The sequence below is a fragment of the Bradyrhizobium sp. Arg816 genome, from assembly GCF_029989365.1.
Classification (GTDB): domain Bacteria; phylum Pseudomonadota; class Alphaproteobacteria; order Rhizobiales; family Xanthobacteraceae; genus Bradyrhizobium.
Window position 1 is genome coordinate 485,319 of record NZ_JAPRAQ010000002.1, and the last position, 26,949, is coordinate 512,267.

Here is a 26,949-nt window from a genome sequence, read left to right on the forward strand (position 1 = left end):
GGATTACCTCCGTCATCGCCATAGCGTTGAAGATCGCAAGCAGCTGTGCCCAACAAAGAACAGACCAGCTAGCACACCGACAGCCAGAGGGAAGACAAGGTGGAAGCATTGCATTGCAACACCCCTAGAGCACGTGGCTATCACCTCACAGTGCTGACGCAATGGCTTATAGCACGAAGCATCACCCCGGGAGAAAAGCCCGCCAAGGCCACCTTCATAGCCAGAAGGTTACGCCATACACGGACTACAATGGCACGCGGTACGGCATCGATACTGGTGCGTGGCCGACACCAACCACAAGGCATTTCTCGATTACAACAGAAGATGGCCCGAAGAATCGGGTGAGCGGCTTCGCCGTTCTCAAGTTCAAGGACGGTATCGCCTGATGCAGCCTGAACTCGTGTCTGTTTGGGACGACAAGAGCGTCCAATTGGAGACCTCATCCGTGGCTAAGAAGGGCGAATATTACCAGGTCACAGACGGCGAGTGGATCGTGGTGCCGAGAATCATTTAGCGCACTCTTTCTCGACGGCCCTCACCATATTGGGAGCCATTGTTGATACCCGGCTGCTGTAAGATGAATGCCGTCCTTTGTGGGGGTGTCTTCCGAAAAGTTCAAGCTGACAAATGGAACGCGACGTTCAGAGGCAATTTTTGCTCTCCCCTCAATTGGTGATAGCCCGACCAGAACGAGTTTTCGGGTTGGGATCGCGTCAAGTAGGTTGCGATAGTCAGACTCAAATGTCTGATTGATGGCGAGAGCGTCATTGGCGCCGATCGCCACGACGACAAGAAATATGAGGCCGAAAAGCCCTTCACCACTTTTGCGTACGAGACGGCCGTTGCGCCCCCTATGCCGGCATTGGCGAGATGTCCGCACAAGGCAGATGGTAGCCAAGCGCCTTCGGTAAGGCTATCGCCAACAAAAACAATCGGCTGAGTTGCTTGTGCGATCTGACTCTTGATCGCGAATGTTCTGACCTGAATCCGATCATTCTGAAGACTGACCATGTCCGCTAACAGGTTCAGCCTACTGCTGATGCTGTTCACGCGCTCATAGGCCCAGCCGAAACCGGCAAGAGCGACCACTAAGCAGGCAATTGCAATGGCTCGGTTCATTTCCGAGCGATACCACCACAGTCCTACTGAGAGCAACCAAGAGATGCGCGCAAGTCACAAGGTGGCGGGTGCACTCGCCACACACCAAACTAGCCTCGCCAGCGCGTCCTCGGCCCTTCGGAACATCCACAGGCGGAGGCCGCGAGCGCGCGGTTGCTTCCACGGTGGAATGCGAGGCGTAATGGTGCAGCAAAGCAATTCACGACCTTCGCTATACCCACTACTCCGGGCGCTTTAGTAATGAACAAGGGCCGCTGCTCCAAGACAGCGGCCCTTCGGACTTCAACCAGCAATGTCCGTCATCACCATTTTTGGCGACCGTACCATTCATCCACTTCCTTTTGCGCCTGATCCTTGGCGTAGCCGTACCGTTGCTGCAATCTCCCTTCGAGTTGCTCTTGCTTCCCGTTGATCACATCAAGATCATCGTCGGTAAGCTTGCCCCACTGTTCCTTCACTTTGCCCTTCATCTGCTTCCAGTTGCCTTCAACGCGGTTCCAGTCCATGGCGCTCCTCCTTGAACGACTAAGATCGATCAACGGAGCTCCCCGACGCTTGGTTCCTCGGTGACGATAGCGTCAATCAGGCGCGGGCGCAGTGTCTAAAAGTGGACCGACGCGCCGACGGTATGATGCGCCGCCAGGCCGACGACTTCACCGATCTCGTCGAGCTGCAATCCAAGCACCGCCGCGACCCGTCCAAACGCCCCGGCCCGCGTGACCGCGGCGATACTCGAGCCCCAACCGGTGGGCACGGCCTCGGCCCGGCCCAACGCAGACGCTATTGCTTGCACGCCCGCAACAGTTGTAAATAATCGGTACCTTCATTTTGAGAAGGAAACCAAAATGAATACTGGAGATGGCAGGCCAGCCACAAGCAGCGATGGTGGCGCCTTCGGAGCCCTGGAAACTTTAAAAAAGAGATACGACATTCTTAAATGGGTCGCCGGCATCGCGCTGGGGCTTCTCGGAGGAGCGTTCGCCACCGGCGTCTATTATTCTCGCTTTCAGCATTTCATCGTTGTCAATTCAATCCCCCAAAATATGATTGCATACTTCATCGCAGCCGAATGCCCTGAAGGCTGGAATCGCGCGGATGAACTACGGGGTAGATACGTCGTTGGAGTCGATCCGAGCCACTTGGACACCCTCGGCAAGACCGTTGGGGCAGCTCTGGATAATCTGGAAAACCGCCCAGCTGGTCGCCATTCCCACACTGCCGTCAACACTGTCCCTCAAGCGAATGGCGGTCGAGATAGGATGATGGGCGGCGGCGGCGGTGGCTTTGCCGATCCCAAGATGGAGACTTCGGATGGTTCTGACTCCAAGCCTACCCCGCTAAAAGACGGAACCAACGCTCCATACATCGTGCTGACAGCATGTCGCTCTCCAAAACAGTAACCGCGCTGCGTCGCGCCCAGCTTGGTGTCAGCACAAAAATTTCCGACATCGGCGCTGAGCGTCGAGGAGGGTCTGCATCTAGATAGGAACGACTCGTCAAGGCTTGCATTTGCCTTGCCATCGATACTCTGCTTCGGAACGCTGACATGCAGAGGGAGCTATGGATTGTGATAGGGGCTTTGTCCTCAATGGCTCTGGTCGCGAGTATTTGCTCTGTGTCTTTGCCGAAAGCTTCGTACAAGGGTCTGCCTAGCTCCGATCCGTCAGTGCTTTGGGTGTCGGAGAACAGTCCGTATATGCGGAACGAGCGCTAAGCGACCAGCGTGATATCGTGAGCTGCTGCCGGTTTGATGGACACCGAGATTAGGTGTTTCATGAAGCCGGAGGTGGCGATGAAAAGACGGAAGTTCAGCCGCGAGTTCAAGGTCGAGGCGGTCAAGCTGGTGCGGGAACGTGGGGTATCGGTGGCGCAAGCCGGCCGTGACCTGGATATTCATGAGAATGTTCTCCGCAAATGGGTGAAGGAGTTGGGCTCCGACCCGGCGCAAGCCTTTCCCGGCCACGGGCAGATGAAGCCGGAGCAGCAGGAGATCGAGCGGCTGCGCCGTGAGGTCGCCAAGCTGAAGGCCGAGCGGGATATCCTAAAAAACTATCACGGGCCGTTGCCCGCCTGCGCGCGGTAGAAACTGCCGGTGCTATCCTCGCCTTGCGGAGGGTGGCGGCCGTCGGCTTATTGGAGGTTAGTCCCCGTTAAAAAACGTGGTCCATGGGCGCATGCGAACTTGAGAGTGGTGACGCCGCTTCGGCGGCGATCCCGATTAGGAAGATGACGATTGGCATAGCCCAGACCCTCCCGTTCATATTTTGACGGAGGATTGTGATGTCCAAGACGACCGGCGATCGCCCGGAATTGAAGCCGGTCAATGTTGGTGCGGCCGCCATCGACATTGGATCAAAAATGCACATGGCAGCGGTCGACCCGACCTGCACCGACGCACCGGTGCGCGCGTTTGGCACATTTACGCAGGACCTGCACGATCTGGCGGACTGGTTCAAGGCATGTGGCGTGACCAGTGTGGCGATGGAATCCACCGGGGTCTATTGGATCCCGGCCTACGAGATTCTTGAGCAGCGCGGGTTCGAGGTCATTCTCGTCAATGCGCGTTATGCCAAGAACGTGCCTGGGCGCAAGACAGATGTCAGCGATGCCGCATGGCTGCGCCAGCTCCATTCTTACGGTCTGTTACGCGGGAGCTTCCGCCCAGATGGCGAGATCGCAACCCTGCGCGCCTATCTGCGTCAGCGGGAGCGACTCGTGGAATACGCAGCCGCCCATATCCAGCATATGCAAAAAGCCCTGATGGAGATGAACCTGCAACTTCATCACGTTGTCTCCGACATTACCGGCGCGACCGGGATGCGAATTATCCGAGCTATTGTCGCGGGCGAGCGCAATCCCGACGTGTTGGCGACCTATCGCGATGTTCGCTGCCATTCCTCCGTCGAGACGATCCGCGCCGCACTGGTCGGCAACGATCGGGACGAACATGTCTTCGCGCTGACCCAGTCGTTGGAGCTCTACGACATCTACCAGACCAAGATGCTCGACTGCGACCGCAAGCTGGAATCTTTGATAGCGGCGCTGACTGACAGAGGGGCCAAGCCGGTCGGCAAGCTATCCAGGCCGCGGGTGAAGACCAAGCAGGTCAACACGCCGTCGTTCGATGTCAGGGCCGCGCTATACGGTGTCCTCGGCGTCGATCTGACCGAGATCCATGGGTTGGGTCCCTCACTTGCGTTAAAGCTCATTGGCGAATGCGGCACTGATCTCAGGGCATGGCCGACCGCCAAGCACTTCACCTCCTGGCTGTGCCTGGCCCCGGGGAACAAAATCTCCGGCGGCAAGGTGCTCTCTTCGCGCACGCGGAGATCGTCCAGTCGAGCAGCGGCGCTGTTACGGCTGGCGCCCACGACCATCGGGCGGAGCGATACGGCGCTCGGAGCATTCTATCGACGGCTGTCCTCTCGTGCGGGCAAGGCAAAGGCCGTGACGGCGACCGCCCGCAAAATTGCGGTCCTATTCTACAACACCCTCAGGCACGGCATGACCTACAGGGATCCCGGTGCGGACCACTATGAGGAACAATATCGCAGCCGTGTCCTCGCCAATCTGAAGCGGCGCGCCAAGTCACTGGGCTTTCGTTTTGCAAGCTGTTCCGTGTGACGCTGAGATGGCTGTTTCTTAGGAAGGCCGCAGCCTACTTCGCGAAGGAAGCGACATGAAGTTCGCCTTCGTCGCGAAGCACCGGACGATCTGGCCGGTGGCATGGCTATGCGATGCGCTGGGAGTGTCGCGGTCGGGCTTCCATGCCTGGCTGAACCGCTCTCCCAGCGCCAGATCCCGCAGCGACGAGGAGCTCGGCGGCAAGGTCAAGGCCAGCTTCGCCGCCAGCGACCGCACCTATGGCGCACGCCGGGTGTGGCGTGACCTGCTCGCCGACGGGGCGGATTGCGGCCTGCACCGGATTGAGCGGCTGATGCGCCTGCAAGGCTTGCGGGCGCGGCCGCGACGTCGGCGCTTGCCGAAGGACAGCGGCGATCGACAGCTCGAGACCGTACCGGCGAACCTCCTTGACCGGCAGTTCGCCGCCGAGCGGCCGAACCAGAAGTGGATCGCCGACTTCACCTATCTCTGGACGGCCGCAGGCTGGCTCTATGTCGCAGCGGTGATCGACCTGTTCTCACGCCGCGTGGTGGGCTGGTCGATGAGTGCCGCCATGACGGCACAGCTCGTGACGGACGCATTGTTGATGGCCGTCTGGCGGCGCGGCAAGCCGGATGCGCTGTTGCATCACTCCGACCAGGGCAGCCAGTACACCAGCGAGCACTTCCAGCGCCTGATGGCCGACCACGGCATCGTTTGCAGCATGAGCCGCTCCGGCAACGTCTGGGACAACGCGGCGATGGAGAGCTTCTTCTCCTCGCTCAAGACCGAGCGTACGGCCAACAAGATTTATCGAACCAGAGATGAGGCACGCGCCGATGTGTTCGACTACATCGAACGATTTTACAACACGACCCGCAGGCATTCGACCATCGGCTATCTCAGCCCGGTTGAGTTCGAGCGCAAGGTGGGATTAGCTTAACCGGGTGTCCATCAAACCGGCAGCAGCTCAAAGGTCTGAAAGGTGACCACCTTGTGTCTCTTGAGATTGTGTTCGGAAAGCCATAGCAGCCGGCAAGTAAAGGACGCGGCAGGCACCAGAAGGTAGTCAAGCACTGAAGTGTTTCCCTCGACGAGCCTCATAGCGACGACCCATCCGGCGGTTGGTCGTACGCGGCGAACCAGCGGCCAGCGGACCCTCCGGCCGACATACTTACGCCATTTGCCAACGGCGAAGCCGACGTTCACGGCATCATCTACCAGGAGGCATCGGGTGGACGGTGGTGAGCCCGTTCGTCTGCGCATACGCAGCAATGGCAGCGGCTTGATTTTCGATCGAGCACCGCTGGAGGTCTGTGGACATGCGGACATACTGTGCAGCCAGCTTTGACTTCTGCTCGACGGGTAATCTATCTTTATGGATGATGAGCGCGTTTGCCATGGAGTTTCCCTCGGTTATTGCAAGCTCCGATATCTTCCAATAAAGCGCTCGAGCAAAAACGCACCCTTAGAGACTTCAGCTCCAGGCGCTATAATGCGTAAACGGGCTCCGGCGCGGACAAGCCACGGCGGCACGCCAGGTTGTGGCCCTAACGCGGACTCGCGGTGGGCAACCCAGCAGTTTGCGCGCGCCGTGCCCGACGCTGCCGAAGCGCAGCAGATCTTTGATGGCGGCGTTGATGCCGCATTACACTTGGCGCGAGCTCAATCACCCTAAGTCAGGACGGAGAGCCTCAGTTCGACCATGCTCTTAGGCCCAATACCAATCCCAGCTTCTGGCCCCTTAGCTGAGTTCGTCGCGCTTCCCTGCCAGAAACTTGAACCGGGTGGCCGATGAGGCAGTCTGCGGTATACGGGGGCAAAACCGGGAGTGGTCACCGGGCCGGTCGCAAGGCCCATCCAGTCCGCGCGGTGTGCGAGACTTCACGCCAGCCTTTCGCAGTCCCTGAGTGATGGACTTGCCATCCCGCGCCGGCCGCGGAATCATGCGGGATGGGCAGCTGCGCCGCGAGACCGCTACGGCTTCGTTTTGGAAATATACGGCTTAGCAGCGTCAGAATGAATCTCGATTTCGACATATTTTTCCTGGGGCGATGGACCACGCTGCGTCGTGTCCATCTGTCCTCTAGGAACAGGCACGTAGGCGATCTTGTCGCCAAAATGTTTCTTAATCTCCTTCGCGACGGATGTGATCCGTTCTGCACTGAGCCCTGCATTGTATACCTTGGTGCGGCCAGTCGCGCTTGCATGTCCGGTCAGCGTCATAGGACACTTGCCAGCCTTAATTGCATCAGCGAGTTCAGGAGCTTCTTTCTGCAGCGGAGCGATCCATTGACTGCGAAGCTCCTTACCTTGATCGGTACTCACAAATGACTGATCCTCCTTCTCGAAGGAGACGATGTACTTCAGTAGATGACCAGGCAACGGCTTGTCTGGATGCTCGGTCGCAAGTTGGACAACAATAAATTCGTAGGACTGGAGACTTTGCTTTGAAGCCTTACCAAAAGGAGCAGAGAATGGTCCATAAGAAACAGTGACGCCATCGGTCGCGAGACCACCATTCAATTTGAGCAGAAGTACGGTTTTCTGCAGGTCCCCTTTCAACGAAGGCTGATATAACTCGGCATCGGCATGTACTGCGTAGTCTCCTTCGCCCTTCATCTCTACGGGCGTTGATCGAATTGTTGTGAGTTTTATCCCATCGTCGTCGTAGTCCACGGACCATTTGGCCGATATTTTATAATGTCCTTTGCCTTCGCCCTCTGTTGGGACGTACACGTAATAGTCAATAGCGATAGCGACTTCGATTTCCTTAACTGTTTGCCACCTGAAGTGAGTGTGGAGTGGCTTGAAAACATTCATTGGGAAACCGACAAATTCGAAGGGTACCTTCAGTATCGCTTTGTCGTAGACGATCAATTCGGCATTGACATCCAGCCAGCTAGGTTGTCCCCCTTGGGGTATGCCTGGCTCACCAAACGGCTTGTTGTCGCGCATGATTGCCTCCACGACGGAGCCTCTCGGTCGTTAGTAGCAACATCTGCCGCAGGGTTCGTTGGGCTTCATGCGGCAAATTGACATGCAGAAAGATTATTGGCGTCGGCGATGGTGCGCCCACCCCCCTAAGCAGGCAGCCTATTGACCTATCTCTTGGGTCAGGCCCAGGCGCGACGCGCAGGCCCCAGCGGCTGGCTCGTCACCCGAGTAGTGCTTATCCTCTTCCCATGACTAATGATGCCGCCCTCACCCGCGCCGCAGCGACAATCCGCACCAGGAGACTTGGCACGTCTATTTCGACGACGTCCGCGTCGGCACCATCGGAGAACGCGCAGGCGTGCCCGTCCATGCCGACCAGTGGGCCTGGTCGTGCTGGTTTTATCCCGGCCTCCATCCCGGCCAGTACCAAAGCGGAATAGCCGAGTCCTTTGACGCCACGCGGGAAGCCCTCGATCTCGCCTGGTCCCAGCTACTGCCCAACTATGCCCACGAGCGCCTTTGCCGAATGGCGCCACGATCGCGACTGGCGCGCCGAAATGAAGGCCAAGCGGGCGCGGGGCGAGAAGCTGGACAGCGAGATACCGAGCACGCTGCGGCGCTGCGTCTGCGGCGACGTGTTCGACGAATGGAAGCCGGCCGAGAGCTACCCGCACTGCGCACATATTACCGCCGGGCAGGCGGCCAACGGGACACACCGATGAAGCACACCGAAGAACGCCCCTACGCCGACCCGGAAGCCGCCGCGCGAAAGCTCGTCGAGATCGCCGCCGGCATCGAAGCCGTCCAGGATGGCCGGATCTATATCGAACGGATCAACGCGCCATTCTTATTCACGCTGAAGGCCACCGGCGGCGAGTTCGGCGCCGGGCTCAAACACGCCGTCGCCCAGGGCTGGCTCGAGCTGCACGAGAGCGGGACCTATGTCCGGCTGATCGGCACCAGCGCAACGGCGGCCCCAGCAAAAGACTGAGTTGCCGGGGCCGCTGTGGGCTGGCACAGGATCGATTCAAGGCGCATATTCGGCGCGTGGAAAGTGAGGACCAGAGCCGTTGCAAGTGCGGTGCGGTTTATCGCCGTACCGAACGCATGGCCTCCGTTCGAGAGTTCAGTAGTTTCGAGTGCGCCGTCTGCGGCGAGACAATTGAAAAATGGCATTCTGCTCTGGTCCCAAGCTACCGCCTGATAATCGGACCTATCAGAGAACCAAATGACCCGTCATCCCAAACGCCCTAGACCCAACCAGCTTCATAAGTCCACAATTGAGGTCGTGAGCCGTTGCCGGTCGCGCTTCCTGTGCAATCGGCCTTTCCACACCCACGACGGGCAGTAGCTCGCGCTCGTTCCGCGGCCCAAGGCATGGATAATTTGCGAGGTGGGTGGGACGGTCGATGGAGGAACCAAGCTATTCTTGCTAGGTTGCAATTCGCCGGGATCACCGAGACCAGCATTAGGAATTCACATGTCAGCCCAGATCATCAAGTTATCCGACCGCAGGACGCGTCCTACGCCACCTTCGAGCTTGATAGACCTGCAGCTTTCGTTTTTCGTTGCGTACGTTGACCTAAGCCTTGCAGCCTATCAGTCGGTAGTTAATGTTTGCGAGCAAGGTTGGAAGGCGGCTCGTCTGTCACGATGATTGATTTTGATTCCAAGGTTGAACCCCAAGGGCAAGGCGCCGCATTGGGATCGCCGCAAGCTGAAGATTAACTCGCGCCAATCGGAACTCTGATTTCGGCTTTGCGTTCGGTGCTCATGCAACAGCAAAATCGCACCATCCGGTTGCAAGTGGAATTGTCGGAGCAAGACAAGCAAGCCATCGACGATTTCTGGTTCACTGAACGTCTTCCGAGCCGGGCGGCCGCGGTTAGGGAATTGTTGCGACGCGCGCTCGCGAACGATAAGCCGACTGTCCAATAGGAACCGTCGCCGTGCACCGGTTTTGATTTGCATGCGCTTTAGGCGCGTCAGGCTAAACAGCTTTCTTAGCCGGAGCGGCCCCAGCCCTGGGTCCTTGATCCAGGCCTGGGGTCGTTCTTTTAGCGCGAAGGGCCCGCCAGCGTGAACCGGCGGGCCTTGTCGTCGGATGCCAGAGATCTTCTTGCCGGCGAACGCGATGCTCAGGCTCAGTTTGAAGCAGACCCGGCCAAGATACTGCCGGATCAATCGCATGGGCACATCTCCGGCCGCTGAAGCTTCACCTCCTCCAGATCATCGTCCTCACTGGCGCAATCATCCTGCTCCAGGTCGTCCGTGCGCCCCTTCCATGCATGGGATTGATCCAGGGAGTGAGTACTCAAGCCGTCGGTTGAAATTGCTGTTGGCGACTACAGGCGCCCCGCCCGGCTCGCTGAAGCACAGCGCTACCGCGTCGCCCTCGTCCGGGCTCTGCATCCCCCGCTTCTTCATGTCATCCTTGCTCTCCAGCACAAGCCGGCCGTCGCTCATGTACTTGAAGCCAGGCCCGCAGACGTCGGTCTGCAGGCTGTCGCTATCGCCGCATGTAGCGGACGATGGGTGCCGTCTCGACCACCACGTCGTCGAACAGCACGATCCCGGCGGTGAAGTTCGGCGCTTTGATCTGGGCGAGCACCTCCGTGATCATCAGTGCCGCTTCTTTTGCATGTAGGGGTGGAAATCCTCGACCATGCGCGGGGTGGTGACGAGCTCGGTGTCGTTCTCTTCAAGGGACGGCAGCGCGCATTCAAAGCACAGCTTGCGCGCGTCGGCAGGCGCATGCGGGCGATACGACCGCCGCAGCCCCAATCCGCGCACCGCCGGGCGAGATTATCGGACAAATGGAGCGGCGTTGTCAGGGCCACACACACACACAGGCACCGTCTTGCTCATGCCTCCACCTATATTCCTGCCCGGCCGCGATCGGCCTCGCAGGATCGCCAGGGAAGAAAACGCTCGGCCTCGCGCAGGCTGCGCAGCTGTATTACTTCTTGAGAATGCCGATGTCGGTGTTGCCCAGGTTCTTTATGGCGCGTTCGGCGGCGGGCGTATCCACCGCGTTGTCGTGGGAAGTTGGAGCCGGACTAACCGAGGAAGCATCCACGTCGCCGGTCGCTGCGTGGCTGAGCGCGTTGCCCACGTTGGGACTGGAGTAGCCCGCAGTGCCGCTTATGGTATGCCCGGTCGATAGGGTGCCGCCGCATAACCTTTCGAGCCGGTGGCCGCAGTTCCACTCGCCGCCGAGCCGCCACCCTGCTGGATGGGGTGCGACATGCACTTGATTGCGAATAGAACATTGGTGAGCGAGCCGAAACGCCTGAAGATCCGACGAGCAAGAACATTCACATTAAATTGCCAACCACAACACTGCCCCGGAACGGCCAATTTGGGCACAGTGCTGCGCTGCCGTTGGAATTTTCTTCGGGAACGTTCGGTGGTGGCGTTGCTTGGAGAGCAATGACTAGCACGACCGTAGTTCTCATTCCCGGCATGCTGAAGGCGCTTCGCCTGGTGCGCGTCTACGGCTTTATGGTCGAGCGCAGAGACGGCCTGTATTATCCCGGCAGCAACCAGCCGGCATGCTCGAAGGCTTTGGCAGAGAAGATGGTTGAAGGTGGCTGGCTGGTGAAACACGGAGAGCGTTATCAGCCTACAGAGAAGGGTTGGCATGCAGGAGAAGCCGGTTCGAGGTCACTTCGGTGGCTGTAGCCCATGAACTCGCCCGACGTTCTGTCCCGCTTTGTATAGCCGGTAACGCCGCCAATTGTCGTCTTGGTCTGTGACCGCTTCTTCACTGCGCCCTTGCGGGCGTTGTCGCCGGTCGGTTTATTGACTGCCACGTATCCTCCGCTGGTTGTCTCTCGTTATTAAAGGCGCCGCGTAACGAGCAGTTCCAACCTGAGGAACGAATCGGCTCAGAGTAAATTGAATCGCGGTTCTGTTGCGTGGAGTTGCGTATGCGTCAGTCCCGATGGACCCCATCCATCGTCCCGGCCGATGAACCGACCGTGTATCTGGTGGCGGACGACTTCGGGCGTGCAGGCAGTGCGTGGCGCGAAACAGACATGGAGACGGCGGATCTCGAGACCGTCATTCAGGATCTACTCACCGGCGAGTATCGACGGCCGATCAGGGTTATTGCCTTCAACACGTCGGAGCACTGGTCAGAAGACGTTTCCGAGGACGTTGCTCGCGAAATCCAGCACCGGTGCAATCTGCAGCTCACCGACATTCCTTCGCATCTCCAGGAATTCGTCGATCGCTACGCTGCCCAGGACACCCGGCAGTACAGCTTGCGCCTGGTGTAGACCATGGCCTTTCAACGAAAGAAGCCTGAAGCGCTCGGCGTCAAGGCGCCCTTCCCCGGCTTCGTTGAGCCGGCGCTGGCGTTCTCGATCGACCGCGTGCCGGCAGGCGGGCGATGGATTCACGAGATCAAGTTCGACGGGTATCGCGTCCACGTTCATCTCGCCAACGAAGCAGTGAAGGTTTTCACCCGCCGCGGTCACGACTGGACCCGCCGCTTCAAGAAGGTCGCCGACGACGCCTGGCACATCAAGGCGAGCTCGGCCATCATCGACGGCGAGATCGTGGTGCCGGCCGCCGATGGCAGCACCGATTTCTCCGTCTTGCAGAACGAGCTAAAGGGCACCTCGACTAAGATCGTACTCGTCGCCTTCGACCTGATGTATCTCAACGGCAGGGACATCCGGAAGGTGCCGCTATTCGAGCGCAAGGCCGCGCTGAAGAAGATCATCACCGGCAGCGACGTCCAGTTCAGCGAGAGTTTTGAGATCGACGGGGGCGAGATGTTTGCCCATGCCTGCAAGGTTGGGCTCGAGGGCGTCGTCTCCAAGGTGCGCGACAGCGTCTACCCGGTCGGCCGCAGCAATAATTGGGTCAAGAAAACCTGCGCCCAACGCGAGACGCTGACAATCGCCGGCTTTGCGCTCGACGAGGGCAAATGGGACGGCATGTACCTCGGCCGGCGAAAGGGCGAGGATCTGGTTTATGCCGGCAAGGTCGATCACGGCTTCGACAAGACATCCGCAGCCGAGCTGCGTAAGAAGCTTCAACCGCTCGTCCGGAAGACCCAGCCCTACGCGAAGAGAATTGCGCACAAAGGCATCTGGGTCGAACCGAAGCTGCTGGCAGAGATCGAGTACCGCGCGAAGTCCGCCGAGGGGAAAGTACGGCATCCGTTCTTCAAGGGGCTGCGCGAGGACCTGTAATGGCGCGGCGATCGGTGGTAAAATTTTTCAGCCCCCTCTTGAAACTAAAATCAGCTTTGCTAATTTTTTTGTTGCCATTTGACGATGGCGTCCGGGCGCCTGAAGGGCCCGGGCCAAGAGACGGGCACCGGTTGTGTCCGGTGCCGCTCGTAGACATCTTGCTCTTAGGAGGATTTGGCTATGCGCACCTACGATTTTGCTCCCCTCTGGCGCTCGACCATTGGTTTCGACCGCCTTTTCGACCTCGCAGAAACCGCTCAGCGGGCCGGCGACGACAACTATCCACCCTACAACATCGAACGTCTCGCCGACGATCGCTACCAAATTTCGCTGGCGGTGGCGGGTTTCTCACCCGAGGATATCGTCATCACCGCCGAGCAGAACGTGGTGACGGTTGAAGGCAGCAAATCCGACCAGACCGAGCGTGATTTTCTCTATCGCGGTATCTCGCATCGCGCCTTCAGGCGCCAGTTCAGCCTGGCCGAATATGTCCAGGTGAAAGGCGCCGCGTTCGACAACGGCTTGCTGACCATCGAACTCGTTCGCGAGATCCCGGAAGCCATGAAGCCCCGTCGGATTGCGATCGGCGACGCCTTGGCCGGCAACATGCGAAAGCTGGAGGCCAAAGCCGCCGCCTAGCGCTGTCGCCCTTGGAGCCGCGCGACGTGCGGCTCCATCCGTTCGTCACTGAAAAGGAGAGGACCATGCGGCCGACGACCGCTGACGACAACGTTTTCGATTTCAACGCTCTTCTTCATCCCGGCGCAGTGTTTCAAGCACCGAGAGACGTGCTGGATCATCCGGCCCTGACGTTGGCCGAGAAGCGCGCAATTCTGGCATCATGGGCGTCCGACGCGTCCACGATCGCCTCTTGCCCGTCGATGCGCGCACCTGCCGGCCTCAAGAAGCCGGTTGCGATCGACGAGATCTTGGACGCGTTGTGCGCACTAGACGGTGGCCCCCGAACGCCACCCGGCGGAAAGCCTTACCGTCTCCGTTCGACCGAACGTGCGGCTGCGGCGGCGTAGTTTCGGAGGCCAGATGATGATGGACGAGAACCTGGCACGCCTTCGTGCCCATCACAACAACATCAGCCGCTACCGCCGGCTCCTCCGTACCAAGTTTCTGCCTTTGGAACGCCAGTTTATCGAACGGCGACTTTCCGAGGAGGAGGCCGCTCTGCAAAGCCTTTCCGCTTCGACCTTCCCGATCGCCTTCAAGGAGCCAAGGCTTGGTCCACCGATGCCTGTTGCAGACGTGAGGCCATGAGCACGACCGCTAACCCGAGCCGACCGGGCTCGGGCTCGTTCCCTCGCTCCTCGGGAGGTTCTTCGTGCGCGAATATTGAAGACTCTGGCTGCGGATGGCGTATCATCGGCCGTGGAGATTTCAGGGATGGCTATCTCGACCAACGAGCGTCCGATGTGTCCTGTGTGCAAGCACGGGATGGCCTTGGCGCGCATCTCTCCCGGCCCCAGCGGATTCAATGAGCGCACCTTCGAGTGCTCGACTTGCGAGCGTACCGAAGTGGTCCGCTTCGCCGTGGATCCGATGCAAACTGACGCGGTTGGCTGGCTCGCCGGCGAACTGAAGCCGCCAAACTGAAGTTCGCGAGCCCGGCCCTAGGACCTATCCGGGCCGTGGCGTGAAGTGCGGAAGGCAAGGGCCGTATGCCGGCCAAATCCGCGTGATGCGGCTCGCATCTCCCGGCGCTTGACATGGCAACTATGAATTGAGGAGGCGAGAATGGTCCTGATAGGACTTGGCGCCCTGCTTGTTCTCGGCGGAATCTTGTACATGGCACGCGCTACTATTTGGCGGGGATCGCTTAGTCGACCCGCTGGCGATACACTGGAGCCGACGCGGCGCGGCGTGGGATTCTTGGGGGTCGGAGCGAACTGGCCGGGCATTCTCCTTTTGGCAATCGGTGTCCTTCTGTTGGTATTGGGGGCCGGCCTCTAGGCTAAGCCAGCCGCCGAGCTGCCGCCCTGGATGACAAGATAGTATCGGCGCTTCAGCCGATGGCTTGTGGTTGTAACGGCGTTTTGGAGACGATCGAGGTCCGCATCTCTTTAGCAATCGCGAGCAATCGCTAATTCAGGGCCATCGGGTTCCGCGTTTCCGTGTTCAACCTCGACTGTTCGGACTTGAGATCATCCGAGATATGAGACGTCCTTTGCCCGCGATGCCAGTTCACCCTCCACCTTGTCGATCTCAGCTTGGTTGCGCTCAATGAAGGCAGCGAGCTCATCCCGCGACATCTCAGAAAGTGCCTTCTGTTGTGACGAGCTATCCTTGCGAGTTGGCGCGATGTGACCTGCCCGGTCCAGCACCTTGATCGAAAGGTCGGCCCGAACTCGAGCACTAACGCTTTCATCCTGGAGAAGTGACTTCGCCACTCGATAAGCAAGCGGCGCGCCGACCACAGCCAGATCGAGCTGGATCGATTCCGAAATTGCAGATGCGACCGCGGGCAGCCGCATTGTCTTATAGACCGACTTGGGATGATAGCCAGCCAGTTCCGCGGCTTCCTCGGGGCGTTTTCCCTCATTGACGATAAGGCGCACCAATGCTCGCTGCTGTTCAGAAAGATCGTAAGCCGCAATGGAAGGCATCTCAATCTCCTTGACTCTCGCGTGACGCATTCGCAGCTGCGATCAGACGGCGCAAGTCGATGTTGTACTGGGGCAGGTTCGGATTCTTCACGGGCCGCTCCAAGAGGAATGCAGCCACGTTTGGATCGAACCAAGCCATGTGAATGATCTCGTCAGCATTCTGCTTGTTCGAAGGTAGCATCTCGAGGAGCAACTTGAACCGCTTGATCAAGCCACCGCCGGCGAGATCGCCTTTGAAGTGGCGAACGGCAAGTTGGGCCCAACCGGGAATGTTGAGTTTCTCGGCCGTATCGCTGCCGACGGAAGCCCGCTTCTCAGCTTCCTTGAAGTACGACAGGATCTTGTGTGCCTGGCGCAGGTTGTTCATCTCTTCAGGGGAAAAGGTCTTCGCGAGCAGCGCTTCGTTGTCCTTGAACTCCTTCGCGAGACGAGCGAATTGGACTTCCAGGGTCTCACCGATCTGGCGGGTGCCTTGGACCTTGTCGGCGAGGACCTCGGACACTGCTGCCTTCCAGCCTCTCAGAGCCTGCGGGTCGCTCTTTATGAGCGCATTGATTTCGTCGAGCTTTGCGTCCGCGCCGTACTTGCTGCCCAAGAACTTCTGAGCCACGCTACGCGGATCCTCGCGGAGCAGCGTGCCGACGGCCGATCGATCAATTTCAGCTTCCGTTGCTTTGCGTGCTGTGCGGGCAGCCTCGAGATCCGCCCTTGCTTGCGCTGACATCTGCTCTCCACGCCGCGCGGCGGCGGTGATGTCGTCGAACTCACCTCGCACGGCGGGAAACTGAGCCAAGACATCCGCGTGATTCTGGGACCATGCGTTTGCACGGATCGAATTGACCGTTCCGTCGGGATTCAGCGCTGATTTGGCGAAGTCTGCACGAAGATAATCGCGAAGTGCGGCGTGGCCGGCCTCTGCGGCGGGCGATCCTTCAAGCGCGCGTGGAACCGTGGCCGCGGTCTCCCGAGACGCCAAGAACCTGCCGGCCGTGTCGCTCGGCGGGTTCGCGCCGCGATTGAGCTCGCCGTCAGCATTCTGGCCGCCGCGGTCTAGCTCTTTAGTGAACTTCGCCATCTCGTCGTTGCGCTCGGGACGGAAACGCTCGGCGAACTGGCCATAGTTGGCGTTGGCCTCGGCGTAGCCCGGAGCTTCCTCGATCGTGCGGTTCACCGCGCGCCGGAGCACTTGCAGGTTGTCGGCCAGGTCGAAATTGCCGCGGGCTTGGGCCTGCTGATGCGCCGGACCGATGAATTTGCGAAGGTCGGCCAGATCGCCGCCGAGGGCTGTGCCAGGCCCGCCAACATTGATCATTTGCCCACTTTCCGGCGGGTGTTCCACTATCTGCGGCCGGAGCGCATTTAGACGTCGCATGAAGTCTTCCGGAACTGTGCCCGGCGCCAAGTTGTTCGCGCTTCCGCGAATGCGATCGATGGCCGCGAAGACACTGTCTGCCGGAAGCTCCTCGGCCCGGCCGGGGGCGCTATCGAACAGGCGGTTCTTCTCGGCGCGAGCCGGCACGTAGGTTCGGTCCACAAGTGCTTCGTCTAACCGTCGTGAAGCATTCGCTTTAACCTCGCTGTTTGCGAGTGCGCCGAACGGCTCGCCTTGAACTGCCCGGATCCGATCAACAGCACGAGTCGCATCTTCCCTCTGCAAAATGTCGCTCTCCGCGGCGCCCATACGTTCTTCACGCACCTGCGCGGCGCGGCGCATGACTGAGCTCAGGTCCGCTTCCGGGTCCCGCATGGACTCCACGCGCTCGGCGGCCTCGGCCTTCACGTTCTGGTCTCGCTTGATGAAATCCGGCGACGTCTCGAGGCGAGCTCGATGCTCAGCCGTTATCAGACCCGGATCCCCGGACAGCAGCCCGGAAGTCGGCATGGCGGAGCTCTGCAACGGCGTGGCGCCTGCCTCGGTCGGCCTCGCCAGAGCCGCCGCGTTCTCGCGGACATCTTGCGCCAATGCCCGCGGTGCTCCCGATGCTGCGGCTTGGATCTTCGTAGCCGCGCGATCGACGTCAGCCATAATGAACGGCGCTTTGGTGTTCGGATTGAGCGGGATGGGCGCCGGCGCTGAGGCAAATGTCTTGGACGCCAAGTTGCGGATCGTGCCAGCAAGCCCTTCCACGGTGCCCTGGAGAGTGTTTGCACCCGCGCCCCCGACGAGAGGAGCGAGAATGTTCGCTGTGGTCTTGATCCAATCTCCGCCAACAGGATGTTCAGGAATGAAGTCGTCCGCGGCATTGACGGCGACGCCGGCACTTATGCCGCCGATGGTATCTCCGACGAGTGTTCGCGCTGGCGCCTCAGTGTATAGCCTGGCCATGTGATCGAGGACGCGGCCGACTGCCGTATCCGAACGTGCTGCGGCCTCGGCCACCTGCGGCGCGCGCTGCGCCAGCATGGCGCCGGTGCCGGCGGCTTGGGTCCCGAACCGGTTGACGTCATAGGCAAGCTTCTCACTTCGCGACATAGTCGCTGGATCGATGCCGGGAAGGACCGAGGTAGCCTTCTCGACCAGCTTGGACGCCGGGATCGCGGGCGCGATGTTCGTGCCGAAGACCTTGTTGATGCCGCCGGTGACGAGGTTCTGCGCGCCGGCCGCGAGATCGAACGGACCGGTGACGATGTCGGTGAGGCCCTTGCCGACACCTTGGGCGCCAACGGTGAAGTCGCGCACGGCGCCGCCGACGCTGCTCGGGAGGAGCGACGCGGGGCGGTCGATCGGCTGCGGCGCTTCGGGAGTGACGTAGAGGCGCCCCGCTGCGGCCGCGTTCTGCGCACCGAGACCGGGCGCCGGGGGCGCGGCCGCAGCCGGAACGCTCGCGAGCGCGCGCTGAATGTCTGCCGGCGTGAAGTCGTCGGGGAATTCGTGCTGCTGACCTTCGAAATCGACTAGCTGGGGCATCGATCGCTCCAATTGCTGAAGTGCATTGCCTCGTTAGTCGGGTGCGTCTTTCTAACTCCGAGGATCTCCGAGACTGGTTCGATCTGGCCCGCCATCAGTAATGCGGCCTAACCCGCACAAAGAAATTAGTGCTTGGGAGGTCAACCGCGCCGCTTGTTGGGTTCGTCAGCCTGATGGTGACTGTGTTCGCGGCGCTGACGTAACCTGTCACAAGCAAGCCAGTGTCTACGCCAAGCTCTATTCTGACCTGGTCGCCCACCGCCGCCGGAAAAACAGTGACAGTGCCGATGGTCGCAGACGAGTTGGCCGCAAGACTGACAGGGTCGATCGTAACCTTCTTGACGAGCTCGTCTCGCACATCGATCGTCAGTGCGTTCGTGTTGAGGATGTACCGGCCCCAATCCCCGCTGCTGAGATAATTGGGCCCGAGGATAGGCGGAGTTTCGCTGTCTAGATTGAGACCGCTGTACTGGAAAAACGCCCCGAGGGCGTTGACCGACTCAATCCGATTGTTCTGGATGATCAGGCCTACGATCCGGGTTTTGTTAGTTCCAGTCGTCCTGCCGTTGAACTTGATGCCTTCAATGATGCCCTCGAACGAGTTATCGAGGATTTTAATTCCGTTACCAACTGTGGCACCAGCAGCAGTATCAACCGATGTATCTGCACCCACGAAGCGAATAGGGGTATCCACGTTCGCGAAGTTGTTCTTCGTGATTGAAACCGCGTTGATTGCGCCCTCCATTCGAATGGCGTTCGGCATACCGGTACCACCACCCTTGAAGCGGCAGTTCTCGACCTCAATCCAGAAACACCCGGTATCGCCGTCTGTCGTGTTCGTCTGTTGTAGACGGATTGCGGCATAGTTTACGTTCGGAGCCGTCCCGCCGTCTGCGCCACTAGTGAAAGTGAGATTGCGCAGGACAAGATTGATGACGCCTGTCGCATCGATACCCCACTGCGCATTGGCGTCCTGAAAGGCATTGAACGAAAGACCCTCAATCAGGGTTATTCTCGCCTCTTCGACGCGAAACCCAAAATAGGTTGGACGAGTAATCCGCAGCCCTACCCTAAATTGCGTCGGATCAGTCCGAAGCTGCGCCCCGTAACCGATCAGGGTGAAGCCGTTGTTGCCGGCGCCGTTGGTAATCGTAAGATCGGCCCCTGAGACAAAATACTTCTTGCCGGAATCGAAACGGCCTTCCTTACCGGAAGACGCGACGGCATTGATAAACGCCTGCAAAGCGGCGTAATCATTGGTCGTGTCGTCCCCCACCGCTCCGAACTCTGAGGCAAACAACGTGTTGTTCAAGCGCCGAATGAGCGGCGAAGAAACAGCGCCCGTTTCGGTCTGCATGTACGAGCCTAAAACACCGGCCGTACCTTGCGCTCCCTGAATACCAGGGATTCCCTGTGGCCCTTGGACGCCCTGTGGACCGGGGGCGCCTTGGTTTCCCTGCGGACCTTGCGGACCTTGCGCGCCTCGGGGCCCTTGCGGGCCAGCGCTTACCGCCGTGATAAAAACCCACTTCCCGGCCGCCAAGTCCGCAGCAAATACGCCTGAAGTGTGCGCGACCGCGCAACGATACAGCCCGTTGTTGGCGATAACGGCCTCGGCGACGGCGTACTGCGTGCCTGTTGCCCATGCGTACGCCGGCGCCATACCTGCCGCCAACAAATCCGGGTCCAGCTGATCTACACCCACCGAGCCATTCATCAACGCACCGTCGGAGCGGAGCGACTTCTTGAGGAAATCGGCCGTTTCGACCGTGGACAGCGCTACGGCGTTCAAATCTGCATGGATCGACGTGGCCGGCAACGGCCGATTGGGATTGGCGTTCTGATACGCCACGTAGTCGTATTGGCGCGTGTATTTGGTGGGATAGCTCATTTCGCCGACGGGGTGAGAGGAAATGCGCGGGATTGCGCGGTGGGTGCCGTCGGCGAAGCGGCGTAGACGTCCGTGGGATGACTGTAGAGGAATGAGGTTGGCAAACAGTTACGGCGCAGGATCTTCCGTCACTCAGAGGCCCTCTCGGATTTAATACCCAATAGACCGTTCGGCGCACACCCGCCCGACCAGATGACACGCCCTACCTTTCCTTCTGCGGGACTAGCGATGCAGAGGTGCGGTGTGATGCGCTGCAACGAAACGAGACCGCTGCTTGCTGCATTGCGTCTCGCGATCGGTAAAATCGGTATGCATTCACCTTTTGCAAACACATGAAAGCGTGTTCAGGAACGCGCCTCAAAAGATCGCATTGTCCTTCTGCTTTACAATTGTGGTGAGGCCGACCATGCGTCTTCTTTGTAGAATAGTTGCCATTGCAACAGTCCCAGCGTGGATGTGGTTACATGTAGACTCTGCTGCGGCACAGGACTTCAATGATAGGTGGTCCATCATTCCAAAAGCACACGCCGAGCCCGTCCCTCAGGCACCGGAGCAGACCAATCAGAGCCCGCAAACGCAGTCTCCTATCGAACCGCCGCGAAATTCGGAAGACCGCTCAACTACTCGATCTTTCGACCGAGTGTTTTCCGGGAAGGCTTCCTTCTACTCGTATTCGAAACGGAAGACAGCGAACGGCACAACGTTCGATCGGGATGCGCTAACTGCAGCTCATCGCAATCTGCCGTTCGGCACCCATGTTCGCGTTACTGACCTTAAGAGCAGCAAATCGGTGGTCGTTCGTATCACGGATCGCGGACCATGGGTTCGCGGTCGGGTCATCGACCTCTCGCTTGGCGCCGCTCGCAGCTTAGGAATTACCGATCGTGGCGTCGCCCAGGTTCGCGTAGTGGTGCTTTAGCCGCAAGTCGGCGCCCTGCGAGGACGGCATGCGTCGACGCCCGGTGACAGAGAATCAAGCACAATTTTCCTGGTGATAGCTCACCGCTGGCGGTTTGATGGGAGCTCGCGCAGCCGTAACGTCCAAGCATATTTATTTGGGGGAGATTTCAGTGCGCTTTTTGCTTTGCCTGCCTTTCGCAGCTGCTGTTTCCATGACACCGGCGTTTGCCGCTCCGCCGGCGACTTGCGCCTCAAAGTTCATCGGTGAATGGCGGCACTCCGGAGGAAATAAGGGGACACTCACCGCTGACGGAAGGGCCATCTGTAGTGAGCACGCGGCGTGTCAGTCCGAGGGGACCTGGACCTGTTCCGGTAACAATATGACCTACAATACGAGCTTGGGCTCGTGGGTCTACACGCTACAGCCTGACGGCTCGATTACGGCAAATGGTGGCATCGCGAGAGCCGTTCGGATTGGAAGAGCGCCCCCGGCGCCCGTCAAGTCCGCTCAGATTAGCTCGAGCGAAGCAGCTGTAGTCGGCAACCAAAACTCAAAACCTGCTAAGTCGACGAAAGATTGTAGCGGCGTCAGCGGAAAGGTGAACGGCGTCGAACTCACGCCGATGAAGTGTGACGACGCAGCACCAAGGGCCGCTGCACTGGCGCCTGCGCCAAATGCTGAACCAGCCAAACCAACGCAGGTTACCTCCGGCACGGTGGCCGGATCGAAGCGCGCTATGGATGCCATCGCGGATATCTCGCCGGAGCTCAAGAAGGCGCTTGAGAACGCATCGCTCAGCTTGGAGAATGCGAAGATTGACCCTTCGCGCGTCAAAGAGCCGGTACTCAAAGAAGCGGAGAAGCGCCCAGCCATAGTGGAAGCAAAGTCGTTTTCCGATAACCCGCTGTCTCAACAGGCTGCCGACGTCCCTCAAGATCCGCCGCGAGAGATCACCGACCTTGACCCGGAAGACTACGCGAAGAAGTGCAGGGATGAATCCTTCGAAAGCGGTCTCAAGAGCCTAAAACAGGATATCGCTGCTGCAACCAAAAGCGTAACGCTGGAACGTGATCCGAAAAATAAGAAGACAGCTCGCGGGCTCAAATTCTACCTAGAAAAATACAAGCTGGTGAAGAAGGTGCTCAAGAGGTGCGCCGTAGAGGTCCTCAATAGGCAAGTGATAGACCCCATCGAACGGAGCGGAATATTAGCCGACATTGCCGACGACCCGCAGTGAGCGCGGCTCTTGAACTCTAGGATTTATAAACTAGCGAAGCTGCTTCTCGTCGCCCAGCGCTTTATCGAACCCTTGAGCCTTGGGAACTTTTGCTTCCTCGTCGTCGTCCTCACGCACCGCTAACTTGAGCCTCGTAGCCAATCGCTCGTACTTGGCAGCGTCTCTAGGTTGGCCTAGATGGCCCAACACGCCTGCAACGGCGGCTGCAGCGGCCGCCAAGATCAGTGTCGCCACCCGCACGCCTTGTCGCGTGCTTAGAACGATTCCGATCAATCCGTAAAAGAGAGCCGCGCCGTAGACATCGGCGTACGTTATTCGCCCACCCTTGACTAAAGAAACAGTTAGGTCGAATAAGAAATATCCCACGCCGCCTAAAATAGATAATCCGGCGAGTATCCGACCTACCCGCTGCACTGTCTCAAGAGGGACCTTCGGTGGAAGAACCTCCCACTTCACTAAAGCTAGTCCTATGACATCGTGCCCGAGCACGAAGCAATTGATCGATCTGTTCGAGGCCGCGTTGTAGACGCTGACGGGTCGAATGATGCGCCGCTCGTCAAGAAACTTGATCGTCGCCTCATCTAGCGGAATCTCGCACTCGGCGACAGCCACTTCGTCGGCAAGCTTTTGTTCCGGTACTAGTTCGGTCGTCACCGTGCCGTCAACCTGCGTTTTCGTCAACTTCAACAGGACCGAACGCCATTTTTCTGTCTCCCGGTCAATGCGCTCTTGGTCCAGGTTTTTGTCATTGCAGAGGTCTTTTAGTGATTCCTTGACGTAGGCTTCGATCGGTTGCTCGACCCCCTCGTAGTCGCCACGCTTAATTGTGATCAATCCTTCTCCCCGCCGCTCGCGCGCCGTCTTGTAGATACGGCTGCACGCGAGCTGCATGACAGGAAGAACTCCCCCGGTCGGGACTGCTTCTTCTAAGTCACGCGCGATACGCTCTGCGAGGTGGCGCTCGTAGCGAAACCGGTATGGCGGAGCAGAAAATCCGTCGATCGGTTTAGCTGCGGTGGGACGCACGATAGCTTCAATAAGCTGCTGCTCATTAAGATCAGTCAGTAAATAGTCGGCGACCCTGGTAGCGTCAAAAGGGGTGTGGCGTAGGCGAGCCAATAGGCGTCCAAAGTACTCGGTGCGCAAGGTAAGTATGATCTTGAGATCCATTTCTGCGCGGAGATACTCATGCATAAAGTCAAAGAAGCGTTCTCGTTCCGCATTGCCCTCCTTGCCAGGCTTGAGAGTGAAGAGCTCCTCCACTTGATCGATCACTACGGTCAGCGTCTCCGGAAGGGCGGAGGCTAGGCGCGCCAACAGTTCAACCAGCTCTTTTGCTCTGATGCGCCGGATGAAGGCGGATAAGTTAGCGTCGACATCAAGAATCTCGGAAAAATCGACAACCCTCGGTTGGTCAGGGTCGGCCTCGTTCGCCAACGTGCGAGATTGCGTCGATAGGTAGTGTATGGCCTCCGCAAGACGCGAGAATGGATCATCGGTGCACCGAATAAAAATGGGTGCATCGCGATCCTTGTCGCGAATGAACAAGAATCCGTTTTCACTCCGCTCGAGAAGTGGCACCAAGGCCGCACGCAAGAACGAGGATTTGCCACTGCCGGTGCTGCCATGAAGCACGAACAGACGCGTACCGGGAGCCCCGACTAATCTAGCGCATATGGAAAGATCGTCCCGACGGCCGGCAAAAAGCGGGGTATCTTCCGACTCGTAGTAGTTGAGGCCCTTGTATGGCTCCGGCGGCCATTCCGAGACCAATGGCTCCGCGTCCTTAATCACGAAGGTCGGCAAGGTCATATCGCTGATATCCCGATATCGTCATCGGAAAAATTCTTCAGCTTAGTAGGCGGCCATTCCTTTGCAACATCCGCGCGCTTGAGCTGGAGGTCGGCATAGCCATTCAGGCTGTAGACTAGGCTCAGTGGCCAATGCAGCCGCCACATCGCGTCCATTACGTTCACCAGCGGCCAGCCTGCTTCTAGAAAGCAGCGCAGGAACTCTGCGCCGAATCTTAGTGCATATAGGTTGGGAATCTTGGCTTCCGTTCCTACAAAGCCGACAAAACCGCGCTGTCCAGTAGCTTCAAGGTAGCCTCGGTCAGCTGCGCCGATTGCCGTGGCGCAGCCATTGAGGAATGTAAGCGTGATCGCGTCAGGGTATCGGCTCTCGATGCTGAGGTAGCGGCCGAAGTCTTCCGGTGAGACCGAGTCTTTACCGAGCCCGAGCGCGGCACCGTTCGCGTGGCAATAAAACATCAGAATTCGATCGACGCCGCCTGCATCAACCCATTTCTTGTAGAGGTCCTGCTTGTTGTCGATTTCTCCACCGAACTCCTTAAGTAGGTCTGCGATCGATCCCTGCTGCTGGAGATTGAGACTGCCATGTACCTTGTCGTATTCCTTACGATGGACGACCGAGAATATGTGGAACTTGGCCCTTCGTTCGTTGATGTCACGAACCCGATGATGCAGGCACGATATTAGGTACTTCAGGCACCAAAAACCGGGATAGTTTGCGAAATCCTTGGTGTTTGCATCATTGGCTATTTGCTCGGGATCGGCTTCGTAAACCAAGCCCCATGGGATTCGCGTGTAGGTATCGACGTTGATATTGAGGAGTATCGGCAGGTCGCGTTGAGCCAGCCAGCGCTGGACGCGCTCTGCTTCCGATTGCCCCCCAACTTCCAACGCCCGGAACAACGAATTGTAAAGGAAGTGGCCCCCTCGCGCGACCTGCCTGAGTGCCGAACTCACGTTCTGCGAACTCATCTTTGCGATGACAAAATTCCCCAATTCAGTACGCACTTTTTCAGCATCAGAAAGGACCTCTTGCTTGCTGACCAGGTACGTACCAAGACCACCTGGCTTGTTGATGCCCCAGGCAAGCTTGAGAGCTCCATCATGGCCGTCGGTGACCGTGACGGTCACCTTCTTTTCGGGGGTTCGGTAAGAGTACGTCATGATCCCGCCTTCCACTCGTTGAGCCGCACGCTATCGGGCGCGGCGGCAACGATCTCGGCAAACAAAAGCCGATACGGGAAATGCTCGATGGCTCCGGGGGCCAGCAAGGACCATGAGCTTGGCTCGACCTGCTGCTCGGCGACCCGCAGATAGCGAGTCCAGCTTCCAGTGTTAATGTAGTTGAGGCCGGCCGGATGATCCTGAGGTTCATGTGTATGGCCCATGATGACTACTTTCGCCCCAGCGTGTCGAAGCAGGTTCTCGGCGGCTTCTCGAAGGGCTTTACTTTCGTCGGCGACGAAATCGACAACGAATCCTAGCGTGCCATCGCCGCCTTCGATTGAGAGCAACCCTTCCGGCGGCGGCGGAAAGAAGGCAACGACTAGGTCGAAATTTTCAGCCATACTATCGAGGACAGCGGCTGCGGACGCTTCGTGGGATAGCAAGTCCGGTATAGGCATGACGAACTCGATGCCACGACATTCCAGCGCGTTGACGAACGCGTCTTGTTGCGGCTCTGGTAACTCTTTCCACGCATCCCGCACGGCCTCGGCAACGGACGGAACGTCCCGCCCGCCTTCCGAGAGTAGCGCGCCGAGCGACTGCTGCCGGAGTGTTGCGAGAAAGCGCAGGATCCCCCATGCAGCGATTGCCGCTCGGACCGGGGTACCGAAACGGAATAGCGCAGATCCTACGAGAAACATCTTCACGAACTTGCTGAACGGTTTCACGTTGTCGACGAACGGGTGGGTCTCATCCAGTTTGTTGAGGTAATCGCAAAGGAACTGAGTGCCAACGCAGGCCAGCAGCCGCCCTGTGCCGTCAATCTGCACGATTGGCGGCTTCGCGTCGCTCCAGCATTCGCCATCGTCGAAGTAGAAACGGTTGTTCGTATCATACTGATGCCCGTGTTCGATCCATACCCCCGGCATTTGCGGCGGCCTGTAGACTCGATCGAGATGAAGGACCAGGCGATCACCGACCGGACCGCCTGCAGTCTCGTCCAGGATCGCCCGCAACCGCGCACGCACATCCGGCCAGAAGAGGTCAGCGTCATGGTTGCCCGGCAAGATCACGAGGCGGTTCGCCGGCTTCGCCAAAAACCAACCTAGCGCCTTGAAGACGTTCGGATGGTGACGAATGATACTTTCGAGTTTCGCCACCGACTGCGTCTGGGTGAAGCAGAGTTGTTGTCCTTCCGGAGTGACAGAGCGGAGAGCGGCGTCCTCCCACGGTATCGCTTGTACAAATTCAAGGAAGTCGCCGTTGATCACCAGTTCAACCGGCGCTGCGCGCTGGCTGATATCGCCGATGAACACCGTGAACTCCAGTTCGATCGGCACGTCGAAGTCATCGAGTGCGCCGGCTCCGATGTGGAGATCGCTGATCACAATGAGTGTGCGCGCGTCGTCCCGCACATTCTTGTTGCCGTCTGCATCCAATCTCGTTCCTCCCCGAGAGTGGCTTCGGCTCTCCGCCGAGGTGCTAATCCCTGTCGGGCCGTTCTCGAGAATCCCGCGCGCCCAGGTTGAGAGTCAAGAGCTTTATAACCATCC

Annotated in this window: 26 protein-coding genes and 3 pseudogenes; 17 read left to right on the forward strand and 12 right to left on the reverse strand. The window is 58.9% G+C overall.

What is annotated here, in order from left to right:
* Window positions 1-280 precede the first annotated feature (280 nt).
* Window positions 281-514, forward strand: coding sequence for a hypothetical protein (locus OWC48_RS07270; RefSeq protein WP_282519354.1), 234 nt, complete (start codon window positions 281-283; stop codon window positions 512-514).
* A gap of 101 nt (window positions 515-615) precedes the next feature.
* Here OWC48_RS07270 and OWC48_RS07275 read toward each other — a convergent pair whose 3' ends face one another.
* Window positions 616-1,119 carry a hypothetical protein gene (locus tag OWC48_RS07275; RefSeq protein WP_282519355.1) on the reverse strand — a complete coding sequence of 168 codons (504 nt, stop codon included), beginning with the start codon at window positions 1,117-1,119 and terminating at the stop codon, window positions 616-618.
* Between the two features lie 302 nt (window positions 1,120-1,421).
* On the reverse strand, window positions 1,422-1,625 hold the full coding sequence (locus OWC48_RS07280) for a CsbD family protein (protein WP_028154667.1): 204 nt from the start codon (window positions 1,623-1,625) through the stop codon (window positions 1,422-1,424).
* A gap of 125 nt (window positions 1,626-1,750) precedes the next feature.
* On the opposite strand from OWC48_RS07280, the pseudogene OWC48_RS07285 reads away from it, so the two are divergent.
* The 5 genes and pseudogenes from OWC48_RS07285 to OWC48_RS07305 all read left to right on the forward strand — a co-directional run.
* Window positions 1,751-1,933: pseudogene (locus OWC48_RS07285) on the forward strand (hypothetical protein); the annotation flags it as partial.
* Between the two features lie 31 nt (window positions 1,934-1,964).
* Window positions 1,965-2,519, forward strand: coding sequence for a hypothetical protein (locus tag OWC48_RS07290; protein ID WP_282519356.1), 555 nt, complete (start codon window positions 1,965-1,967; stop codon window positions 2,517-2,519).
* A gap of 392 nt (window positions 2,520-2,911) precedes the next feature.
* Window positions 2,912-3,166, forward strand: a pseudogene (locus OWC48_RS07295) (transposase); the annotation flags it as partial.
* Between the two features lie 233 nt (window positions 3,167-3,399).
* On the forward strand, window positions 3,400-4,743 hold the full coding sequence (locus OWC48_RS07300; protein ID WP_282519357.1) for an IS110 family transposase: 1,344 nt from the start codon (window positions 3,400-3,402) through the stop codon (window positions 4,741-4,743).
* A 22-nt stretch (window positions 4,744-4,765) separates the two neighbouring features.
* A pseudogene (locus tag OWC48_RS07305) lies at window positions 4,766-5,665 on the forward strand (IS3 family transposase); the annotation flags it as partial.
* Window positions 5,666-6,699: 1,034 nt separating this feature from the next.
* Here the strand turns inward: OWC48_RS07305 and OWC48_RS07310 are convergent.
* On the reverse strand, window positions 6,700-7,680 hold the full coding sequence (locus OWC48_RS07310) for a hypothetical protein (protein WP_282519358.1): 981 nt from the start codon (window positions 7,678-7,680) through the stop codon (window positions 6,700-6,702).
* A 536-nt stretch (window positions 7,681-8,216) separates the two neighbouring features.
* Here OWC48_RS07310 and OWC48_RS07315 point away from each other — a divergent pair.
* Window positions 8,217-8,381, forward strand: coding sequence for a hypothetical protein (locus tag OWC48_RS07315; protein WP_282519359.1), 165 nt, complete (start codon window positions 8,217-8,219; stop codon window positions 8,379-8,381).
* Window positions 8,378-8,650: a hypothetical protein gene (locus tag OWC48_RS07320; protein WP_282519360.1), complete on the forward strand. Its 273-nt coding sequence runs from the start codon at window positions 8,378-8,380 to the stop codon at window positions 8,648-8,650. The genes OWC48_RS07315 and OWC48_RS07320 overlap by 4 nt, the downstream gene beginning before the upstream one ends.
* Before the next feature lie 608 nt (window positions 8,651-9,258).
* On the opposite strand, the gene OWC48_RS07325 is transcribed toward OWC48_RS07320, so the two are convergent.
* The 3 genes from OWC48_RS07325 to OWC48_RS07335 all read right to left on the reverse strand — a co-directional run bounded on the left by OWC48_RS07325 (window position 9,259) and on the right by OWC48_RS07335 (window position 10,774).
* Complete coding sequence (locus tag OWC48_RS07325; RefSeq protein WP_282519602.1) at window positions 9,259-9,849, reverse strand: hypothetical protein; 591 nt, start codon at window positions 9,847-9,849, stop codon at window positions 9,259-9,261.
* Window positions 9,850-10,281: 432 nt separating this feature from the next.
* The gene (locus OWC48_RS07330) at window positions 10,282-10,443 is read right to left on the reverse strand and encodes a hypothetical protein (protein WP_282519361.1); all 162 of its coding nucleotides are present in this window, start codon (window positions 10,441-10,443) and stop codon (window positions 10,282-10,284) included.
* A 175-nt stretch (window positions 10,444-10,618) separates the two neighbouring features.
* On the reverse strand, window positions 10,619-10,774 hold the full coding sequence (locus OWC48_RS07335) for a hypothetical protein (RefSeq protein WP_212110513.1): 156 nt from the start codon (window positions 10,772-10,774) through the stop codon (window positions 10,619-10,621).
* Window positions 10,775-11,091: 317 nt separating this feature from the next.
* Between OWC48_RS07335 and OWC48_RS07340 the strand changes: the two genes are divergently transcribed.
* The 7 genes from OWC48_RS07340 (at window position 11,092) to OWC48_RS07370 (ending at window position 14,471) form a co-directional block, all read left to right on the forward strand.
* On the forward strand, window positions 11,092-11,343 hold the full coding sequence (locus OWC48_RS07340) for a hypothetical protein (protein ID WP_282519362.1): 252 nt from the start codon (window positions 11,092-11,094) through the stop codon (window positions 11,341-11,343).
* Window positions 11,344-11,591: 248 nt separating this feature from the next.
* Window positions 11,592-11,942 carry a hypothetical protein gene (locus OWC48_RS07345; protein WP_282519363.1) on the forward strand — a complete coding sequence of 117 codons (351 nt, stop codon included), beginning with the start codon at window positions 11,592-11,594 and terminating at the stop codon, window positions 11,940-11,942.
* A 3-nt stretch (window positions 11,943-11,945) separates the two neighbouring features.
* The gene (gene ligD / locus OWC48_RS07350; RefSeq protein ID WP_282519364.1) at window positions 11,946-12,866 is read left to right on the forward strand and encodes a non-homologous end-joining DNA ligase; all 921 of its coding nucleotides are present in this window, start codon (window positions 11,946-11,948) and stop codon (window positions 12,864-12,866) included.
* Between the two features lie 180 nt (window positions 12,867-13,046).
* Window positions 13,047-13,505 (forward strand): Hsp20 family protein, encoded by a 459-nt coding sequence (locus OWC48_RS07355; protein ID WP_282519365.1) that lies wholly within the window; start codon window positions 13,047-13,049, stop codon window positions 13,503-13,505.
* Between the two features lie 65 nt (window positions 13,506-13,570).
* The gene (locus OWC48_RS07360; RefSeq protein ID WP_282519589.1) at window positions 13,571-13,894 is read left to right on the forward strand and encodes a hypothetical protein; all 324 of its coding nucleotides are present in this window, start codon (window positions 13,571-13,573) and stop codon (window positions 13,892-13,894) included.
* A gap of 13 nt (window positions 13,895-13,907) precedes the next feature.
* Complete coding sequence (locus tag OWC48_RS07365; protein WP_404979713.1) at window positions 13,908-14,135, forward strand: hypothetical protein; 228 nt, start codon at window positions 13,908-13,910, stop codon at window positions 14,133-14,135.
* 126 nt (window positions 14,136-14,261) lie between these two features.
* Window positions 14,262-14,471, forward strand: coding sequence for a response regulator (locus tag OWC48_RS07370; RefSeq protein ID WP_282519366.1), 210 nt, complete (start codon window positions 14,262-14,264; stop codon window positions 14,469-14,471).
* Window positions 14,472-15,019: 548 nt separating this feature from the next.
* Here the strand turns inward: OWC48_RS07370 and OWC48_RS07375 are convergent.
* The 3 genes from OWC48_RS07375 to OWC48_RS07385 all read right to left on the reverse strand — a co-directional run bounded on the left by OWC48_RS07375 (window position 15,020) and on the right by OWC48_RS07385 (window position 20,280).
* A complete protein-coding gene (locus OWC48_RS07375; RefSeq protein ID WP_282519367.1) occupies window positions 15,020-15,481 on the reverse strand; it encodes a hypothetical protein in 462 nt (153 codons plus the stop codon).
* A 1-nt stretch (window position 15,482) separates the two neighbouring features.
* Entirely contained in the window at window positions 15,483-18,389 is a 2,907-nt protein-coding gene (locus tag OWC48_RS07380; RefSeq protein ID WP_282519368.1) for a hypothetical protein, read from the reverse strand.
* A gap of 94 nt (window positions 18,390-18,483) precedes the next feature.
* Window positions 18,484-20,280, reverse strand: a complete 1,797-nt coding sequence (locus tag OWC48_RS07385) for a hypothetical protein (RefSeq protein WP_282519369.1) — start codon at window positions 20,278-20,280, stop codon at window positions 18,484-18,486.
* Between the two features lie 454 nt (window positions 20,281-20,734).
* Between OWC48_RS07385 and OWC48_RS07390 the strand changes: the two genes are divergently transcribed.
* Both OWC48_RS07390 and OWC48_RS07395 read left to right on the forward strand, forming a co-directional pair.
* A complete protein-coding gene (locus OWC48_RS07390) occupies window positions 20,735-21,199 on the forward strand; it encodes a septal ring lytic transglycosylase RlpA family protein (RefSeq protein WP_282519591.1) in 465 nt (154 codons plus the stop codon).
* 361 nt (window positions 21,200-21,560) lie between these two features.
* Entirely contained in the window at window positions 21,561-22,418 is an 858-nt protein-coding gene (locus OWC48_RS07395; protein WP_282519370.1) for a hypothetical protein, read from the forward strand.
* 30 nt (window positions 22,419-22,448) lie between these two features.
* On the opposite strand, the gene OWC48_RS07400 is transcribed toward OWC48_RS07395, so the two are convergent.
* From OWC48_RS07400 to OWC48_RS07410, 3 genes are read right to left on the reverse strand one after another with little or no spacing between them, the layout of a single operon-like run.
* Window positions 22,449-24,230 carry an ATP-binding protein gene (locus OWC48_RS07400; RefSeq protein WP_282519371.1) on the reverse strand — a complete coding sequence of 594 codons (1,782 nt, stop codon included), beginning with the start codon at window positions 24,228-24,230 and terminating at the stop codon, window positions 22,449-22,451.
* Window positions 24,227-25,393 carry a hypothetical protein gene (locus OWC48_RS07405; protein WP_282519372.1) on the reverse strand — a complete coding sequence of 389 codons (1,167 nt, stop codon included), beginning with the start codon at window positions 25,391-25,393 and terminating at the stop codon, window positions 24,227-24,229. The genes OWC48_RS07400 and OWC48_RS07405 overlap by 4 nt, the downstream gene beginning before the upstream one ends.
* A complete protein-coding gene (locus tag OWC48_RS07410) occupies window positions 25,390-26,835 on the reverse strand; it encodes a metallophosphoesterase (protein WP_282519373.1) in 1,446 nt (481 codons plus the stop codon). The genes OWC48_RS07405 and OWC48_RS07410 overlap by 4 nt, the downstream gene beginning before the upstream one ends.
* Between the last annotated feature and the right edge of the window lie 114 nt (window positions 26,836-26,949).

What these genes read in the sequence shown, in the direction of transcription:
- OWC48_RS07290 (WP_282519356.1), top strand. Translation starts at nt 1,965, where the DNA reads ATGAATACTGGAGATGGCAGGCCAGCCACAAGCAGCGATGGTGGCGCC.
- OWC48_RS07320 (WP_282519360.1), top strand. Translation starts at nt 8,378, where the DNA reads ATGAAGCACACCGAAGAACGCCCCTACGCCGACCCGGAAGCCGCCGCG.
- OWC48_RS07380 (WP_282519368.1), bottom strand. Translation starts at nt 18,389, where the DNA reads ATGCCCCAGCTAGTCGATTTCGAAGGTCAGCAGCACGAATTCCCCGAC.
- OWC48_RS07315 (WP_282519359.1), top strand. Translation starts at nt 8,217, where the DNA reads ATGAAGGCCAAGCGGGCGCGGGGCGAGAAGCTGGACAGCGAGATACCG.
- OWC48_RS07395 (WP_282519370.1), top strand. Translation starts at nt 21,561, where the DNA reads ATGACCTACAATACGAGCTTGGGCTCGTGGGTCTACACGCTACAGCCT.
- ligD (WP_282519364.1), top strand. Translation starts at nt 11,946, where the DNA reads ATGGCCTTTCAACGAAAGAAGCCTGAAGCGCTCGGCGTCAAGGCGCCC.
- OWC48_RS07365 (WP_404979713.1), top strand. Translation starts at nt 13,908, where the DNA reads ATGATGATGGACGAGAACCTGGCACGCCTTCGTGCCCATCACAACAAC.
- OWC48_RS07325 (WP_282519602.1), bottom strand. Translation starts at nt 9,849, where the DNA reads ATGCGATTGATCCGGCAGTATCTTGGCCGGGTCTGCTTCAAACTGAGC.
- OWC48_RS07340 (WP_282519362.1), top strand. Translation starts at nt 11,092, where the DNA reads ATGACTAGCACGACCGTAGTTCTCATTCCCGGCATGCTGAAGGCGCTT.
- OWC48_RS07280 (WP_028154667.1), bottom strand. Translation starts at nt 1,625, where the DNA reads ATGGACTGGAACCGCGTTGAAGGCAACTGGAAGCAGATGAAGGGCAAA.
- OWC48_RS07355 (WP_282519365.1), top strand. Translation starts at nt 13,047, where the DNA reads ATGCGCACCTACGATTTTGCTCCCCTCTGGCGCTCGACCATTGGTTTC.
- OWC48_RS07310 (WP_282519358.1), bottom strand. Translation starts at nt 7,680, where the DNA reads ATGCGCGACAACAAGCCGTTTGGTGAGCCAGGCATACCCCAAGGGGGA.
- OWC48_RS07400 (WP_282519371.1), bottom strand. Translation starts at nt 24,230, where the DNA reads ATGACCTTGCCGACCTTCGTGATTAAGGACGCGGAGCCATTGGTCTCG.
- OWC48_RS07275 (WP_282519355.1), bottom strand. Translation starts at nt 1,119, where the DNA reads ATGAACCGAGCCATTGCAATTGCCTGCTTAGTGGTCGCTCTTGCCGGT.
- OWC48_RS07375 (WP_282519367.1), bottom strand. Translation starts at nt 15,481, where the DNA reads ATGCCTTCCATTGCGGCTTACGATCTTTCTGAACAGCAGCGAGCATTG.
- OWC48_RS07300 (WP_282519357.1), top strand. Translation starts at nt 3,400, where the DNA reads ATGTCCAAGACGACCGGCGATCGCCCGGAATTGAAGCCGGTCAATGTT.
- OWC48_RS07405 (WP_282519372.1), bottom strand. Translation starts at nt 25,393, where the DNA reads ATGACGTACTCTTACCGAACCCCCGAAAAGAAGGTGACCGTCACGGTC.
- OWC48_RS07370 (WP_282519366.1), top strand. Translation starts at nt 14,262, where the DNA reads ATGGCTATCTCGACCAACGAGCGTCCGATGTGTCCTGTGTGCAAGCAC.
- OWC48_RS07345 (WP_282519363.1), top strand. Translation starts at nt 11,592, where the DNA reads ATGCGTCAGTCCCGATGGACCCCATCCATCGTCCCGGCCGATGAACCG.
- OWC48_RS07385 (WP_282519369.1), bottom strand. Translation starts at nt 20,280, where the DNA reads ATGAGCTATCCCACCAAATACACGCGCCAATACGACTACGTGGCGTAT.
- OWC48_RS07390 (WP_282519591.1), top strand. Translation starts at nt 20,735, where the DNA reads ATGTGGTTACATGTAGACTCTGCTGCGGCACAGGACTTCAATGATAGG.
- OWC48_RS07360 (WP_282519589.1), top strand. Translation starts at nt 13,571, where the DNA reads ATGCGGCCGACGACCGCTGACGACAACGTTTTCGATTTCAACGCTCTT.